A 15,462-nucleotide genomic window follows, 5' to 3' on the forward strand; every position below is an offset into this window, starting at 1 on the left:
AGCGACGTCGCGATGCGAGCCTCTACGATGACGCGGTGGGGAATCTGTTGCTGCGGCCGCTACGCCTGTGGGTGATGTACCTGCCTCAACTGGCCGCGTGCTATCTGCTGGGTCTGTTGGGGCGCAATATCGTCATCGAGCTGGCCGCCAAATATGCGTGGAACAACTATCTCGTGGTCGACCTACTGATGCCCTTCGCGGGTCTGGCCCGGCTGGGGTCGATCATCGCGATGTTCCTGGTCCTGCGCTCGGCGATTCCGGTGTTGGCGGCCATGCCCAGGATCTCCCTGCGCAATGTCGACATATTCGCCAATGTTGTACTGCCGTTCTTTGTTATCTACCTGGCGTGGAAGATGTTCCAGGACGACTGGCTGACCTACGAGCAGAAGGCGATGTGGCACCGCGTGGGCGCCCACATGACGACCGGCACCAAGGTGGTCAACTTGGGGGATGTTCCGGTGACGAATTACGTCTGGGTACTGATCGCCGGTGCATTTGCACTACGGCTCGTGTTGAACCTCAAATTCATCAAGAACAGGCTGCCCGGGTGGTTTGTTTTCATCAGGGTGTACCTGGATGCCTTGTGGGTCTTCCTGGTGTTGTCCTTCTCTGCCAGCAAGGGCGTGAATTTCTTCCTGAGCCCATCGGCCTGGTTCAAGGAACGGCGCATCGTGGTCTGGTTTGACGAAATGCGCAGCGAACTGTTCTCGCATTTTCGCCCTTTGGAGGTTCTCTGGGGCTTTGTTAGTGACGCGTGGCATATCGTCTGGGGAGCAGCGGCCGTACCGCTGATCTGGCTGGCTATCGCCGGCATCATTTATGGCTCGTCCAGTAACGCCAGCTGGCGGGGAGTGCTTCGGCGGCTAGCGGGTATTGACAGCCAGGTGGTGGCCGACAGACTCGCACCCACCCGAGATCAGGTCCAGCGTCGGATGACTAGCAGGGTGTCCGAGCAGACCAGGGATAAGGCCAAGGATTGGCTGCTCTCGCAGTTCGGCAGCGCTAAACCTATTGTCGATTCGGCGCGCCTGGTGTTGCACGGAGGACTAGTCCTGCTGTCTGGCTATGTACTGGTGTATCTCTGCTTGGCGTGGCTGGACATGTCCGACAGTTTCCTCACCACGCAAATGCAGGTCGGCGGATACCTGACCCGTGGTTTTGCCTGGATATTGGGCCCACATCCGCTGTCGTTCTGGAATGGTGTCGCGCCTGTATTGACGGCGATTTCAGGTGTTCTTGTTTCCTCCCTGAGGGTATGCGTCATCGCATCTGTCTTCGCCCATTGCGTCGAAAAGGCAGAGGCGGAAGCGGCGGCGCTACATGACAACGAGGTTGTCGACTACCCAGCCGACTCGGAAGACGCTCTCGCGGAAAATCCCGTTGTCGCCGATCGGTAGAACTAAGACAGCTCAAATCTGACCAAGATTTGGGCACTGCCGCCTACGGGGTTCACCAGATCGATGGCGGTCAGCGTGACATCGTCGGGCACCAGGAAGGTGAACTGAAGGTTTCCCGGTTTGTCGCAATGATCGACGACGCCGTCTGGGGGCGGCACCGTATACAACAGGAACGGGGCCTCCGGCCATTGATGTTCACCGTCAGTGATTCTTCCGTCGCAGAAGAAATTCTGAGGAACGGGACCGGAGCGTTCTATCGTGACCACCGCCAGCTCGGCTCCTTTCGGAATGACCCCATTGGCGCCGTGCGGGGCCTTGCCGAGACGTCTGACTCCAGCGAGGCGCCACGTCTGTCCGTACGCCTCTCCCGACTGGCCGGTCGCGATCAGATGGAGTGGGACCACACTCGCTCGATAGTCCCGCCACGAATCACGGAACGAGACAGCCCATACCCCGGAGAACACCGCGATGACAATCACTCCCGCGACGGCATTGCGAAACCACAGGCGCGAACGTAACGGCAGTTGGTCCGGGGCGTGCTCGCGTCGGTGCCGCGGGGCATCGGTGCTGGTTTGCATTTCGCTCATTGCTTGCCCACCACCGTTTTGGGAAGCGCGATAACGGACGCCCGGGGTGCATGCTCGTTGTCGAGCGGAATATCGATCACGAGCCGTGAATCCCATTTGTACTGTCCGGCGGCGTAGAAAATGTACAACTTCGCTGAGCGGGCATCCTCAAGCACACTTGAGCTGACCTCGAAAACAAAAACGCCGGTTTCGGGGATCAGCGGAGTCAGACGTGCACCCAGTAACGTGGATCCCTCAAGTCGGCTGTCAGGTGTGTAGCCCTTATCGCCGAGCGCCAGTATCGCGTCAGCCTGTGAGGCCTCCGTCATTGATGTGATGGTGAGTTTGACGACGACCCATTGACCGGCGGACTTGATGTTTCGCTGACGCGGAGAAAAACCGGTGTGTTTGACGACTGGCCCGATCCCGACCTTGGTCACCGTGGCCGAGAACAACCGGCCGGTTACCGAACTTCCCATCGTGCCGTGAACATCAAAGGCATTTTGAGTCTCGGCGGCTGACGGAAGGCGATTCCAGACGTAGACGGAGGCAGAAAGTAAAACAGCCACCACCGCAGCCGTCATGGATATGCGCAGAAGCGGCGAGGAGGCCCGGAAAGGCAAGAGTTTTTTCGGGAAGTTCACGAAGACACCTCCACAGGCACGATGGTTGTTGCGCTCTTGCCGTCATCAACCCAGCCCTCGCCATAGAGCACCAGGCCACGGCTAAATTTCCGGTATGGCACCTGAACCGACACCGTGGATCCGGGTAGTACAGCGGCAGAAGGGACGCTCCACACCACTGCCACCTTCTCGGTGATATCAGGTTGCAGCCCGACCAAAAAGCTGCCGTCTTCGATCCGGAGAGTCACGGCGCGCTGGCCCTGGAACTGAGAAATGTCTTGTACATCGGGCACATTCGGCAGGGAAAACTGGCTGCTGACCACGTCGACGCGATCGGAGTTGTTGGTGACCTCCGCAAGGACCGCAAGATACATGCGTCCCGGCTTCTCTTTTGCGATCACCGCTCCACCGCCGACGATTTCCGATCGCAGAACGGCCTTTTGCACAGTGATGGTGAATTCACCATTGTCGAAAGGCTTGCCAAGATCGAATGTCTGCGGAGTCTTGTCCACGGCGTCCAAGCCACCGAATCCGGCGGTCGTCACAATCGCGAGCACTGTGACCACATGCCACATCTGCACGAACTCAAGTTCGTTCCACCACGTACGGACCCAATCGATGGTCCGACCGATCACACCATGTGGTGCCGACCGCGTTGGGCTCTCCTCGATCGCGACGCCGGCCTGCGGCGGTTCAGTGCCCACCGGTCGCCGCCATGCCGCGTTCGGGTCGTCCGGTGTATCTCCCCCCGGACCGGGGCCCGACGATGTCGGGTCCGGCTCGCCGTCCATGGCTGGATATTAGCGGCTCTCGCCGCGCAGCACGTTGAGGCGGGCCAGCACTAGTTCACGCTGCTCGGCAACGCGTTCGGGCGCGGTGCCGCCCCGCGCGCTGCGCGAGGCCACGGATCCGGACGTGGTGAGCACTGCGCGCACCTGTCCCGTCAGGTCCGGATGTATGGCCGCGAGCTCGTCATCGGTGAGATCTTCCAGGCCGACGCCGCGGGCTTCGGCGACACGAACCGCCTCCCCTGCCGCCTCATGCGCGATGCGGAACGGTACGCCCTGGCGCACCATCCACTCCGCCAGGTCGGTGGCGAGGGTGAACCCCGCAGGGGCGAGTGCCGCCATGCGTTCCGTACGGAACCGCAGCGTGGCGACCAGTCCGGCCGTCGCGGGCAAGAGCAGCTCCAACTGAGCCACCGAGTCGAACAGCGGCTCCTTGTCTTCCTGCAGGTCCCGGTTGTACGCCAACGGCTGCGCCTTCAACGTGGCGAGTAGGCCAGTGAGGTTTCCGATCAACCGCCCCGACTTTCCGCGGGCCAGCTCGGCGATGTCGGGGTTCTTCTTCTGGGGCATGATCGAGCTACCGGTCGACCAGGAGTCATCGAGTTCGGCGTACCCGAATTCCGTTGTGCTCCAGAGGATAATGTCCTCGGACAGGCGCGACAGGTCGACTGCGATCATCGCGAACACGAAGGCGGCTTCGGCCGCGAAGTCGCGGGCCGATGTCGCATCGATCGAGTTCTCGGCGGCGGCAGTGAATCCCAGGTCCAATGCGATGGCGTCGGGATCCAGGCCGAGTGAGGAGCCCGCCAGTGCGCCGGCCCCATACGGCGAGACGGCGGTGCGCCTGTCCCAGTCGACGAGCCGGTCCACGTCGCGTAGCAATGGCTGTGCGTGTGCGAGGAGATGGTGTGCGAGCAGTACCGGCTGTGCGGCTTGCAGATGCGTCTTGCCCGGCATGATCGCCTGCGGGTGAGCACCGGCCTGATCAGCCAGCGCCTGCACCACGTCGAGTACGCCGTCGGACACTCGCCCGGCCGCATCACGCAGCCACATCCGAAACAGCGTGGCGACCTGATCATTTCGAGACCGGCCGGCGCGCAGACGGCCACCGACATCCGCCCCGACACGCTCGATCAGGCCGCGTTCCAGCGCGCCGTGCACATCCTCGTCGGTGTCGGCGGGGACGAACTGTCCCGACGCGACGTCGCGGTCTAGCTGCTGCAGCCCGTCCACCAGGGCGGACAACTGCTCATCGGTGAGCAGGTCCGCCTTGCGGAGCACCCGCGCATGTGCAATCGACGCCCGAATGTCGTACGGCGCCAACACCCAATCGAAATGGGTGGACTTGCTCAGCGCGGCCAGCGCGGGCGCGGGCCCACCGGCGAACCGGCCGCCCCACAGTGATCCCTCGTTGGTACTCACTTCCCGGACAAGTCCCGCTGCGCGGAGATCTTCGACGACAGTCCATGGATATGCACGAAGCCCTTGGCGCTCGACTGGTCGAAGCTGTCGCCCTCGTCGTAGGTGGCCAGGTTAAAGTCGTACAGAGACTCGGCGCTGCGGCGACCGTTCACCGCGATGTTTCCGCCGTGCAGCACCAGGCGGATATCACCGGAGACGTGCTGCTGGGTGTCGGCGACGAATGCCTCCAGCGAGCGCTTCAGGGGCGAATACCACAGGCCGTCATACACCAGCTCGGCCCACTTTTGGTCAGTGTGCCGCTTGTACCGGCCGAGCTCGCGCTCCAGGGTGACGTGCTCCAGCTCCTCGTGCGCGGTGATGAGGACCATTGCGCCCGGGGCTTCGTAGATTTCGCGGCTCTTGATGCCGACCAGACGATCCTCGACGACGTCGAGACGGCCAACGCCCTGCGCACCCGCCCGCCGGTTGAGTTCGACGATGGCCTCCAACACGGTGACCGGGTTGCCGTCGATCGCGGTGGGCACGCCCTTGTCGAAGGTGATGATCAGCTCATCGGGTGCCCCCCAATTGAGCGTCGGATCTTCGGTGTAGTCGTACACGTCCTTGGTAGGAGCGTTCCAAAGGTCTTCCAGGAAACCGGTTTCCACTGCGCGACCCCACACGTTCTGGTCAATGGAGAACGGAGACTTCTTGGTTACATTGATCGGGATTTCGTTCTCGGCGGCGAATGCGATGGCCTTTTCGCGGGTCCAGGCGTAATCGCGCACCGGGGCGAGCACCTCCAGATCCGGCGCCAGCGAGGCGAACCCGACTTCGAACCGAACCTGATCGTTACCCTTGCCGGTGCAGCCGTGCGCGACGATCCCGCCGCCGTGCTCGCGTGCGGCGTCCACCAGATGCTTGACGATCAGTGGGCGGCTGATGGCCGACACCAGCGGGTACCGATCCATGTAGAGCGCGTTGGACTGCACAGTCGGCAAGCAGTACTCGTTGGCGAATTCGTCGCGGGCGTCGATGACAACCGCTTCGACGGCGCCGCAGTCGATGGCACGCTGGCGCACCACCTCCATGTCCTCGCCGCCCTGGCCGAGGTCAATCGCGACGGCAACCACCTCGCGGCCGGTCTCCTTGCCGATCCAGCTGATCGCCACCGACGTATCGAGCCCACCCGAGTAGGCCAGGATTACGCGGTCAGAGGTTGTCATGATTCTCCTTTTAAGCAAGCTGTTCGAACTGTGCGGCGAGCTGGGCTCCGGTCAAGGGTTCGCGGGCGATCACCGCAATGGTGTCATCCCCCGCGATGGTCCCGACAACGTCGGGTAACGCAGCGCGATCGATCGCGCTGGCGAGGTAGTGTGCGGCACCCGGCGGTGTGCGCAGTACCGCGAGATTACCGCTGGAGTCGGTCGCTACCAGCAGCTCCCCCAGCAACCGGGAGAGCCGGTCGGTGCCACCGGACACCCCGCGAACAGGGCTGCCGTCTTCGGGCACCACGTACACCCCGACGCCGCCGTCGGCGGCGCGGAGCTTGACGGCACCGAGCTCGTCGAGATCTCGCGACAAGGTGGCTTGCGTGGTCTCGATGCCCTCGGCTGCCAGCAGCGCTGCCAGCTCACTCTGGCTGCGCACCGACTGGGTGGACAGCAGCGCGACGATGCGCGCTTGGCGCCCCGCCCGGGTGTCGGCCGCATGTGAGGCCGTCATCGCTGCTCCAGCAGCCACACCAGTAAGGCCTTCTGGGCGTGCAGACGGTTCTCGGCCTCATCCCAGACGGCGCTCCGTGGACCGTCGATCACCTCATCGGTGATCTCCTCGCCACGGTGGGCGGGAAGGCAGTGCAGGACAATGGCTTCTGAGTCCGCCACGCCGAGCAGATCCTCGTTCACCTGGAACGGCCGGAACGGCCGGACCCTGTCGAGCCCGTCATTCTCCTGGCCCATGGAGGTCCAGGCGTCGGTGACAAGCACATCTGCGCCGGCCGAAGCGGTCCGAGGATCAGCGGTCACGGTCACCGAAGCGCCGGTGCTGGCGGCGATCCGCTCGGCTTGGCTGACGTATTTGACATGTGGCGCAAACCCATTGGGCGCTGCGATCGTCACGTGGATGCCGGCGGTGACGCCACCGACCATCAGTGAGTGCGCCATGTTGTTCGCGCCGTCACCCAGATACGTCAGCCGCAACCCGGCCAGCGAGCCTTTACGTTCGGCCAGCGTCTGCAGATCCGCGAGCACCTGGCAGGGATGGAAGTCGTCAGACAGGGCGTTCACGATCGGCACCGTGGACCCGGAAGCCATGGCGGTCAAGCGTTCCTGTGCGTAGGTCCGCCATACGATGGCTTCCACGTAGCGGGACAGCACCTGTCCGGTGTCCTCGAGAGTCTCCTCGCGACCCAACTGCGTGGTACGGCTATCGACGACCACGGCGTGCCCGCCCAGCTGCGCTATGCCCATCTCGAAGGAGAAGCGGGTTCGGGTGGAGTTCTTCTCGAAGATGACGGCGACCCCGTGGGGCCCCTCAAGCGGCCGCCGCGAAAACGGCGCCTTCTTGAGCTCGGCGGCCAGCGTCAGGACTTCGGCCTGCTCGGCCGGTGACAGATCGTCATCCCTGAGGAAATGGCGAATTGACCTCGAATTACTCATGCCAGCTCCTGTCCTGCCGCGGTATCGAGGATGCCGGGCAGCGCGGCGACGAACTCCCCGATCTGTTCATCGCTGATGATCAGCGGTGGGGCCAGCCGCAGCACATCGGGTGCGGCGGCGTTCAGAAGGAAGCCGGCCTCGCGTGCCGCGGCCTCGGCGGCCTTGGCGCGTTGTTCCGTCAGGACTACGCCCAGGAGAAGTCCGGCGCCACGCACCCGTGCGACCAACGGATGGTTCAGCCCTTCGATGGCGTGACTCAACGACTTTCCGGCCGCGGCAGCATGGTCGACGAGGTTCTGCTCGTCGAGGACCCGCAGGACCGCCAGAGCCGCCGCCGCACACACGGGATTGCCGCCGAATGTGCTGCCGTGCAGACCCGGAGTGAGCAGCTCCGCGGCTGCCCCGGTCGCGATACAGGCGCCGATGGGCAGCCCGCCGCCGAGCCCCTTGGCCAGGGTGACGATATCGGGGGTAATACCCACCTGTTGGTGCGCGAAAAATGTTCCGGTACGCCCAATTCCGGTTTGTACCTCGTCGAGCACCAGCAGCGCACCGTGGCGGGCGGTGATCTCCCGTACCCCGGCGAGGTAGCCCTCCGGCGGAACCACCACTCCGCCTTCACCCATGATCGGTTCCAGGAAGACCGCGGCGGTGTCCCCATCGACTACAGCCTCGATGGCAGCCAGGTCGCCGTAGGGTACGTGAACCACCCCTGCGGGCAGCGGCTCGAACGGGGCCTGCTTGGACGGCTGGCCGGTGAGGGCGAGCGACCCCATGGTTCGGCCGTGGAAGGCGCCCTCGGCCGCTACGACTTTCGTGCGTCCGGTCAGGCGGGTCAGCTTGAACGCGGCCTCGTTGGCTTCGGTGCCGGAGTTGCAGAGAAACACCCTGCCGGGAACACCCAGCCGCGCGATGAGCGCCTCGGACAGCTCGATGCCAGGACCCGTCGCGTACAGATTCGACGTGTGGCCGAGCGTGGAGAGTTGATGTGCGACGGCATCGATGACGGTCTGGTTGCGGTGGCCTAATACGTTGACGGCGATGCCGCCCAACAGATCCAGGTACCGCTTGCCGTCGACGTCGGTGACGACGGCGCCGTCGCCCTCGGCAAGGACGACCGGCGGTGTGCCGTAGTTGTTCATCATGACGTTTTCCCAGCGCTGCTGAGTCTCACTGGTACTGCTCATGATTGGCTCCTGACGATTGTCCCGACACCCTCGTCGGTGAATAGTTCGACCAAGACGCAATGCTCCACGCGCCCGTCGATGATGTGGGCGCTGGGCACTCCACCGTCTACCGCACGCAGACATGCCTCGACCTTGGGAATCATCCCCGATTCCAGGGCGGGAAGGAGCCCACGCAGATCCTCGGCGGCTATAGCGGTAACCAGCGATCCCCGATCCGGCCAGTCGGTGTACAGCCCCTCGATATCGGTGAGCATCAGGAGGCGCTCGGCGCCAAGGGCTTCGGCGAGCGCACCGGCCGCCGTGTCGGCATTGAGGTTGTGGACCACACCGTCCGCGTCGGGGGCAAGGGTGGATACCACTGGGATGCGTCCGGCATCGATCAAGTCGAGGATCGCTTCCGGATTTACCTGTGCCACATCACCGACCAGTCCTATATCGGTCTCGACGCCATCTACGGTCGCGGTACGCCGCACGGCCGTGAACAGTTGCGCGTCCTCGCCGGTGATCCCCACCGCGTAGGGTCCGTGGCTGTTGATCAACCCGACGAGCTCGCGGCCGACCTGGCCGAACAGCACCATGCGTGCGATGTCCAGCACCTCCGGCGTGGTGACCCGGAAACCGCCCTTGAACTCGCCGGACACGCCGAGTTTTTTCAGCATCGACGTGATCTGCGGGCCGCCGCCGTGTACGACGACAGGATGGATACCGCAATTGCGGAGGAAGACCATGTCTTCGGCGAAGGCCGTTTTCAGGGCGTCGTCGGTCATGGCGTTGCCGCCGTATTTGATCACGACGATGGCGCCGTGCAGCTTCTTGAGCCACGGCAGCGCCTCGGCCAGCACCCGTGCTTTTTTCGGGGCCTTCATGAGCTGTACGCCGAATTCTCTTCGACGTAGGCATGCGAGAGATCGGTGGTCCGGATGGTCGCCGTCTGATCTCCGGCGCCGAGGTCGATAAGCACTTCGACATCCGGCCCGGACAAGTCGATATCACGGGCACCCTGGACGCCGGTGCAGTTGGCGCATACCAGGTTTCCGTTGAATGACACGGTGACGCGATCCGGGTCGAGGTCTATCGGAGCCATTCCCACCGCTGCGAGCACCCGACCCCAGTTGGGGTCTGAACCGAAGAGGGCGGTCTTGACAAGACTGTCGCGAGCGACGGTCCGCGCGGTGGCGACCGCGTCGTCCTCGCTGACGGCGCCGGTGACGGTGATCAGGATCCGTTTGGTGACACCCTCGGCATCGGACTGCAGCTGCGCGGCCAGGTCGTCGCAGACCCGGGCGCGCCGCCCGCAACGCGGAATCAAGCTGCGCGGCAGGCACGGCGGCGTCGGTCGTGATGACCACGAGCATGGTCGCCAGCGAAGGCGCGAGCATGCCCGCGCCTTTGGCCATGCCGCCCACCGTCCAGCCGCCTTTATGGTGCAGCGCAGCCTCTTTGGGCACGGTATCGGTGGTCATGATGGCGTGCGCGGCATCGGTACCGCCGCCCAGGCCTCCGGCCAGCTCGTGCACGATTTCCCGCACCCCGGCCAGCACCTTGTCCATGGGCAGCCGGTCGCCGATGAGCCCGGTGGAACACACGGCTACCTCAATGGCCCCGGTCTCGGTGCCCCAGTCGCTGAGGGTCTTCGCAACCTCTTCCGCGGTGGCGTGGCTGTCCTGAAATCCGAGCGGTCCGGTGCAGGCATTCGCTCCGCCGGAATTGAGAATCACGGCGCGCAGACGGCCCGTGGTGAGTACCTGCTGTGACCAGAGCACCGGTGCGGCCTTCACCTTGTTGCGGGTGAATACGCCCGCCGCGGCGTAGTCCGGCCCCTCGTTGAAGACCAGGGCAAGATCGGGCCTACCGGACGCCTTGATGCCGGCGGCGATTCCGGCCGCCTTGAAACCTGCGGGCGCGGTGACACCCTGGGTGCGCACCAGAGGTGACGTCGCAGCGGTCACGGATGAGCCGCTGGCGCGAAGACCATCGGTCACGGTGCCACCCCCACGTAGGTCAGACCGTCGCCCTCGGGCCAACCGAGGGCGAGGTTCATGGATTGAACCGCGGCCCCGGCGGTGCCCTTCACGAGGTTGTCGATGGCTGCGATCGCCACCAACACACCCGCATCGGGGTCGACGGCGAGGCCGATGTGTGCGGCGTTGCTCCCCGATACCGCCTTGGTGGTGGGCAATTGCCCTTCGGGAAGTACATGGACGAACGGCTCATCGCGATATGCCTCCTCGTAGGCCTCCCGGATGTGAGCCAGGGTTGCCGTGGTCGGCGCTGTACACGTGGCAAGGATGCCGCGGGGCATGGGGACGAGCACAGGGGTGAAGGAGACGGTGACCGGCTTGCCCGAAGGATGATTCAGTCCCTGAGCGATTTCCGGGGTATGCCGATGCGCACCGGCAACGTTGTAGGCGCGCGCGGATCCCATCACCTCGGAGGCCAAGAGATCGGCCTTGGGGGCACGTCCGGCGCCCGTGGTGCCACTCACCGCCACCACGGTGGCCGAGGGTTCCACGAGGCCCGCCGTCACCGCGGGAGATAACGCCAACAGTGCCGCCGTCGGATAGCAGCCGGGAACTGCCACACGCCTGGTGCCGTGCAGGGCATCGCGCTTGCCTGGAAGCTCGGGCAAGCCGTACGGCCAGCTTCCGGCATGCTTTGAGCCGTAGTAGCGCTGCCACGCGGCGGCATCGGTCAGCCGAAAGTCCGCACCGCAGTCGATGATGAGGGTCTGCGGCCCCAGCTCATCGGCGATCTTGGCCGAGGAACCGTGCGGGAGCGCGAGAAACACCACGTCATGACCCCGCAACAGTTTGGGATCGGTGGGCTGTAGTTTGTGGTCAGCCAAAGGTGTCAGATTCGGGTGATGCTCGATGAGGCTGGTGCCGGCATTTGAGCCAGCGGTCAGCACCCCGATGCGTAGGCGGCCCGCAGCGTACGCCGGATGTGCGAGCAGCAGACGCAAGATCTCACCGCCGGCGTAGCCGCTGGCACCGGCGACCGCGACCGAGAACCCAGTAGTCATGAGACCAATTCTGTATCATTATGCAGACAAGCGCAAATATATTCGAGGATCCCGTGGAATTCGCGGTCAACCTCAACTTGAGCTAAACGGTGTAATGCCCCGTTCCCACGGCTACGGTGGAGGTAGCTGGCGAATAGCGCCAGCAGTCGATAACGAGCGAGAAGGGAGCCTTCCATGTCGGATCGTGCCGATCGTCAGCGCCAGGAGCAGCACCGCGAGCAGGCTGACCAGCGCCGGGGACAGTAAGACCTGCTAGGCGCGTTGGGTTGCCCCGACGCGCTCGGCCGCAGAGGCCACCGCCGTGATCCGTGCGGCGGTGGCCTCGTCTTCTGTCAGGGTGCGGTCAGCCGCCCGGAAACGCAGCCGGAAGTTCAACGATTTGTTGCCTTCGCCCACTTGCGGTCCGGTGTAGACCTCCACGAGCCGTACATCTTCGATCAGCTCACCCGCGCCGTCACGCAGCGCCTCGGTGACCGCATCAGCAGGCACCGTCTCGGCGACCACCAGCGAGACGTCCTGAAGAACCGCTGGAAACGGCGAAATCCTTGGCGCGGGAAGCGGATTAGTGACGGGAAGCGCGTCGAGGTTGAGTTCCAGAGCGCATGTGCGCTTGGGCAGCCCGAGCCGCTCGATCACCGCCGGATGCAGCTCACCGGCATGCCCGACAACCTGGCCGTCGGCCACAATCTCTGCGCACCGCCCTGGGTGCCAGGGCAATTCATCGCCGGCCCGCAGCGAAAGATCCACGTGAGCAGCACGCCCGATGATCCGCGCCGCCTCCAGAGCATCGGTGACATCCGCGGCACGTCCACGCCCCCACGGCCCACTCGGCTCGCGCATCCCGGCCAGCACAAGCGCCACATGGACCGGCTGCGCGGGCAGGGATTCGAGCAGTGCGGTCAGCTCGGCCTCGGAGGGGCGATCGGTGACATCGAGCAGCGGGATCGCCCGGGTGTCCGCGGTGGGCCGCACGACCTGACCGATGGTGAACAGTGCTACATCGGGGGTCCCGCGAGAAATGTTGCGCGACAAGGCTTCGAGCACACCAGGCAATAGGGTGCTGGCCAGCTCGGGGCGATCGGATTCCAGCGGGTTGAGAACCTTAGTGGTGCGGCGGCGCGCATCGTCGCCGTCCAGCCCCCATGCGTCGAATACCCCAGCCGGCAAGAAGGGCATCGGCAAGATCTCGGTGTATCCGCTGAGGGCCAACGACTTCCCTACCGCACGGCGACGGCGTTGCGTCGGGGTGAGACCGCCGCCTTGTGGCGCCGCAGGCAGAATCGACGGGATGTCTTCCAGGCCTTCGAGTCGCAGTACCTCCTCGACCAGGTCGGCACCCTCGACAATATCGGGGCGCCAGCTCGGCGGTGTCACCCGCAGTGTGTCGCCCTCGGCAACCACCTCGGCGCCGATCTGACGGAGCCGGCGCTCTGCCACTCCCGCGGCGTAGGTGACTCCGGCGACGCGTTCCGGCAGGTCGGCGGCGATGACGATCTCAGACCGGGCTTCCGCGTCCGCGGACCAGTCGGTGAGCTCGGCAGGCGTGCTGCCGCCAGCGATCTCACGCAGCAGAGACGCGCAACGATCAAGCGCAGCAACGGATATCGCAGGATCGACGGAACGTTCGTAACGGCGCCCCGCCTCGCTGTGCAGGTGCAACCGTCGTTGAGTGCGCAGCACCGCGGCCGGATCCCACACCGCGGCCTCAAGGAGCACGTCCGTGGAGTCGTCGCGCATTTCGGTGCTACCTGCGCCCATCACACCACCGATGGCGGTGACACCGGCGTCGTCTGCGATCAGGACGTCGCCGGGTTCGAGCGGGCGTTCTACGTCGTCGAGGGTGACCACCGTTTCACCGGGTGTGGCGAACCGCACCCGGAAATCCCCGCTGATCCGGGCGTTGTCGTGCGCATGCATGGGATGCCCGATTTCGAGCATCACGTAGTTGGTGGCGTCCACCGCCGGCGAGATGGTCCGGATACCGCAGAGCATCAGCCGGCGCTGCAGCCACCATGGCGATACCGCCGCCGGATCGATGCCGATGACGGGACGCAACCCGAAGCGCTTGACTCCGGTTCCGGCATCGATATGCACGGGCAGCGACGGCCCGTCGACCGGGAGCGGCTGTACCGCAGCGGGATCGACGAACTCCAGGTCGTACGCACACGCCAGGTCGCGTGCCAGTCCGCGAACGGACAGGCAGTATCCACGATCGGGCGTAATCGACAGATCGAAGACGGCATCGTCAAGTCCGACGACCTCGATGGCATCGGCACCAGGCTTGGCGGTCCCCGGGGGCAGCACCAGAATGCCGGCCGATTCCGACCCGAGCCCGAGCTCGGTCGTCGAGCAGATCATCCCGTCCGAGGTGTGTCCGTAGGTCTTTCGTGTCGCGATAGCGAAGTCGCCGGGCAACGTGACACCCGGAAGTGCCACCACCACGAGGTCATCGACCGCGAAGTTGGACGCACCACAGACGATTTCACGAGGCTCCGCCTCACCGACGTCGACCAGGCAGAATCGGATCGGCTTTTTGAACTCGGTGAGCTCGGTGATCTGGGCGACTCTTCCGACCACGAGCGGACCGGTAACCGGTCCGGGAACGATGACCTCTTCCACTTCGTGGCCGATGCGGATCAGCGCTTCCTCGATATCCGCGGGAGCGGCGGAGAATTCCGGGGCACCGGCGCGCAGCACCTCGATAAGCCAGCTGTAGGGAATACGCATCAGGCACTCACCCCGAACGGAAGACTGAAGCGCACATCGCCTTCGATCATGTCGCGCATGTCGGGAAGGCCGTTACGGAACTGCAGGGTGCGCTCCAATCCCATGCCGAATGCGAAACCGCTGTATTCGTCGGGATCAATACCGCTGGCTCGCAGGACATTCGGGTTGACCATGCCGCAGCCACCCCATTCAACCCAGCCCGCACCACCCTTCTTGTTCTCAAACCAGACATCCACCTCGGCGGACGGTTCGGTGAACGGGAAGAAGTGTGGACGCATCCGGGTGTGTGCCTGCGCCCCGAACATCGCCCGGGCGAATGCGTCGAGGGTGCCCTTGAGATTGGCCAGGGTGAGTCCGCGGTCCACCGCGAGCCCTTCTACCTGATGGAAGGCGGGCAGATGGGTGGCGTCGATCTCGTCGGTGCGGAAGGCACGGCCCAGCGAAATCACATAGACGGGCAGCTCGCGTGCCAGCAGGGTGCGGACCTGCACCGGTGAGGTGTGTGTGCGCAGCACCTGCCGGGAATCCTCAGGGGCGATGTAGAAGGTGTCCTGCGTACTACGCGCCGGGTGATCGGGCAGGAAGTTGAGGGCATCGAAATTGAAATGCTCGGTTTCCACCTCGGGGCCATCGGCCACCTCCCAGCCCATCGCGACGAAGGTATCCGCGATGTGTTCGGAGAGAATCGTGATCGGATGGCGCGCGCCGATGGCCTGCCGTGTCGACGGCAACGTCACATCGACACGTTCCGCGACGAGTACCGCCGCGTCACGTTCGGCACGCAGTGCTTCCAGCCTGGCGTCGTACGCCTGTTGCGCCTGGGTGCGCGCGGCGTTGACGAACTTGCCGGCCTCGGCCCGTTGCTCCTTCGGCAGAGCGCCGAGAGCCTGACGGGCCAGTGCCACGGGCGACTTCTCCCCCAGATGATCGATCTTCGCCTGCGCGAGTGCGTCCAGGTCGCCCGCGGCGTCGAATGCCGCCCGCGCCGCATCAACGGCGCTCGTCAGAGTTCTCTCTGATGGGTCCACTGAAGGATCCTGCGAGTGATCAGCCACGGATGCCGATCATAGGGTAAGACGCGTTAACCACCT

General features: G+C 64.5%; 13 protein-coding genes and 1 pseudogene. 1 reads left to right on the top strand and 13 read right to left on the bottom strand.

Annotated features, from left to right (window positions below; all coding sequences use genetic code 11):
* Nucleotides 1–74 precede the first annotated feature (74 nt).
* Complete coding sequence (locus tag B4394_RS22370) at nt 75–1,397, top strand: hypothetical protein (RefSeq protein WP_078316361.1); 1,323 nt, start codon at nt 75–77, stop codon at nt 1,395–1,397.
* A gap of 2 nt (nt 1,398–1,399) precedes the next feature.
* On the opposite strand, the gene B4394_RS25845 is transcribed toward B4394_RS22370, so the two are convergent.
* The 13 genes and pseudogenes from B4394_RS25845 to pheS form a co-directional block, all read right to left on the bottom strand.
* Nucleotides 1,400–1,984, bottom strand: a complete 585-nt coding sequence (locus tag B4394_RS25845) for a hypothetical protein (RefSeq protein ID WP_232783322.1) — start codon at nt 1,982–1,984, stop codon at nt 1,400–1,402.
* Nucleotides 1,981–2,607, bottom strand: coding sequence for a hypothetical protein (locus B4394_RS22380; RefSeq protein WP_078316310.1), 627 nt, complete (start codon nt 2,605–2,607; stop codon nt 1,981–1,983). Before B4394_RS22380 ends, B4394_RS25845 begins: the two co-directional genes overlap by 4 nt.
* Entirely contained in the window at nt 2,604–3,377 is a 774-nt protein-coding gene (locus B4394_RS22385; RefSeq protein WP_078316311.1) for a hypothetical protein, read from the bottom strand. The genes B4394_RS22380 and B4394_RS22385 overlap by 4 nt, the downstream gene beginning before the upstream one ends.
* A 9-nt stretch (nt 3,378–3,386) precedes the next feature.
* Nucleotides 3,387–4,796: an argininosuccinate lyase gene (gene argH, locus B4394_RS22390; RefSeq protein ID WP_078312319.1), complete on the bottom strand. Its 1,410-nt coding sequence runs from the start codon at nt 4,794–4,796 to the stop codon at nt 3,387–3,389.
* Entirely contained in the window at nt 4,793–6,001 is a 1,209-nt protein-coding gene (locus B4394_RS22395; protein ID WP_078292666.1) for an argininosuccinate synthase, read from the bottom strand. Before B4394_RS22395 ends, argH begins: the two co-directional genes overlap by 4 nt.
* A gap of 10 nt (nt 6,002–6,011) precedes the next feature.
* Entirely contained in the window at nt 6,012–6,500 is a 489-nt protein-coding gene (locus B4394_RS22400; RefSeq protein WP_078312318.1) for an arginine repressor, read from the bottom strand.
* Nucleotides 6,497–7,435 (bottom strand): ornithine carbamoyltransferase, encoded by a 939-nt coding sequence (gene argF / locus B4394_RS22405; protein ID WP_078312317.1) that lies wholly within the window; start codon nt 7,433–7,435, stop codon nt 6,497–6,499. Before argF ends, B4394_RS22400 begins: the two co-directional genes overlap by 4 nt.
* Nucleotides 7,432–8,622 (bottom strand): acetylornithine transaminase, encoded by a 1,191-nt coding sequence (locus B4394_RS22410; protein WP_078316312.1) that lies wholly within the window; start codon nt 8,620–8,622, stop codon nt 7,432–7,434. The genes argF and B4394_RS22410 overlap by 4 nt, the downstream gene beginning before the upstream one ends.
* Nucleotides 8,619–9,488 carry an acetylglutamate kinase gene (gene argB, locus B4394_RS22415; protein WP_078312315.1) on the bottom strand — a complete coding sequence of 290 codons (870 nt, stop codon included), beginning with the start codon at nt 9,486–9,488 and terminating at the stop codon, nt 8,619–8,621. Before argB ends, B4394_RS22410 begins: the two co-directional genes overlap by 4 nt.
* Nucleotides 9,485–10,571 (bottom strand): annotated as a pseudogene (locus tag B4394_RS22420) (bifunctional glutamate N-acetyltransferase/amino-acid acetyltransferase). Before B4394_RS22420 ends, argB begins: the two are co-directional and overlap by 4 nt.
* 29 nt (nt 10,572–10,600) lie before the next feature.
* On the bottom strand, nt 10,601–11,644 hold the full coding sequence (gene argC / locus B4394_RS22425) for an N-acetyl-gamma-glutamyl-phosphate reductase (RefSeq protein WP_078316313.1): 1,044 nt from the start codon (nt 11,642–11,644) through the stop codon (nt 10,601–10,603).
* 252 nt (nt 11,645–11,896) lie between these two features.
* Nucleotides 11,897–14,371, bottom strand: a complete 2,475-nt coding sequence (gene pheT / locus B4394_RS22430) for a phenylalanine--tRNA ligase subunit beta (RefSeq protein WP_078316314.1) — start codon at nt 14,369–14,371, stop codon at nt 11,897–11,899.
* Nucleotides 14,371–15,426 (bottom strand): phenylalanine--tRNA ligase subunit alpha, encoded by a 1,056-nt coding sequence (pheS, locus tag B4394_RS22435; RefSeq protein ID WP_139360385.1) that lies wholly within the window; start codon nt 15,424–15,426, stop codon nt 14,371–14,373. Before pheS ends, pheT begins: the two co-directional genes overlap by 1 nt.
* Nucleotides 15,427–15,462 lie beyond the last annotated feature (36 nt).

It is taken from the genome of Mycobacterium sp. D16Q16 (assembly GCF_002013745.1).
In the GTDB taxonomy this organism is placed as follows: domain Bacteria; phylum Actinomycetota; class Actinomycetes; order Mycobacteriales; family Mycobacteriaceae; genus Mycobacterium.

Bases quoted from the DNA above. Each gene is read 5' to 3' on its own strand.
- B4394_RS22370 (WP_078316361.1), top strand. From the start codon at position 75: ATGTACCTGCCTCAACTGGCCGCGTGCTATCTGCTGGGTCTGTTGGGG.
- B4394_RS25845 (WP_232783322.1), bottom strand. From the start codon at position 1,984: ATGAGCGAAATGCAAACCAGCACCGATGCCCCGCGGCACCGACGCGAG.
- B4394_RS22385 (WP_078316311.1), bottom strand. From the start codon at position 3,377: ATGGACGGCGAGCCGGACCCGACATCGTCGGGCCCCGGTCCGGGGGGA.
- B4394_RS22395 (WP_078292666.1), bottom strand. From the start codon at position 6,001: ATGACAACCTCTGACCGCGTAATCCTGGCCTACTCGGGTGGGCTCGAT.
- B4394_RS22400 (WP_078312318.1), bottom strand. From the start codon at position 6,500: ATGACGGCCTCACATGCGGCCGACACCCGGGCGGGGCGCCAAGCGCGC.
- argF (WP_078312317.1), bottom strand. From the start codon at position 7,435: ATGAGTAATTCGAGGTCAATTCGCCATTTCCTCAGGGATGACGATCTG.
- B4394_RS22410 (WP_078316312.1), bottom strand. From the start codon at position 8,622: ATGAGCAGTACCAGTGAGACTCAGCAGCGCTGGGAAAACGTCATGATG.
- argB (WP_078312315.1), bottom strand. From the start codon at position 9,488: ATGAAGGCCCCGAAAAAAGCACGGGTGCTGGCCGAGGCGCTGCCGTGG.
- argC (WP_078316313.1), bottom strand. From the start codon at position 11,644: ATGACTACTGGGTTCTCGGTCGCGGTCGCCGGTGCCAGCGGCTACGCC.
- pheT (WP_078316314.1), bottom strand. From the start codon at position 14,371: ATGCGTATTCCCTACAGCTGGCTTATCGAGGTGCTGCGCGCCGGTGCC.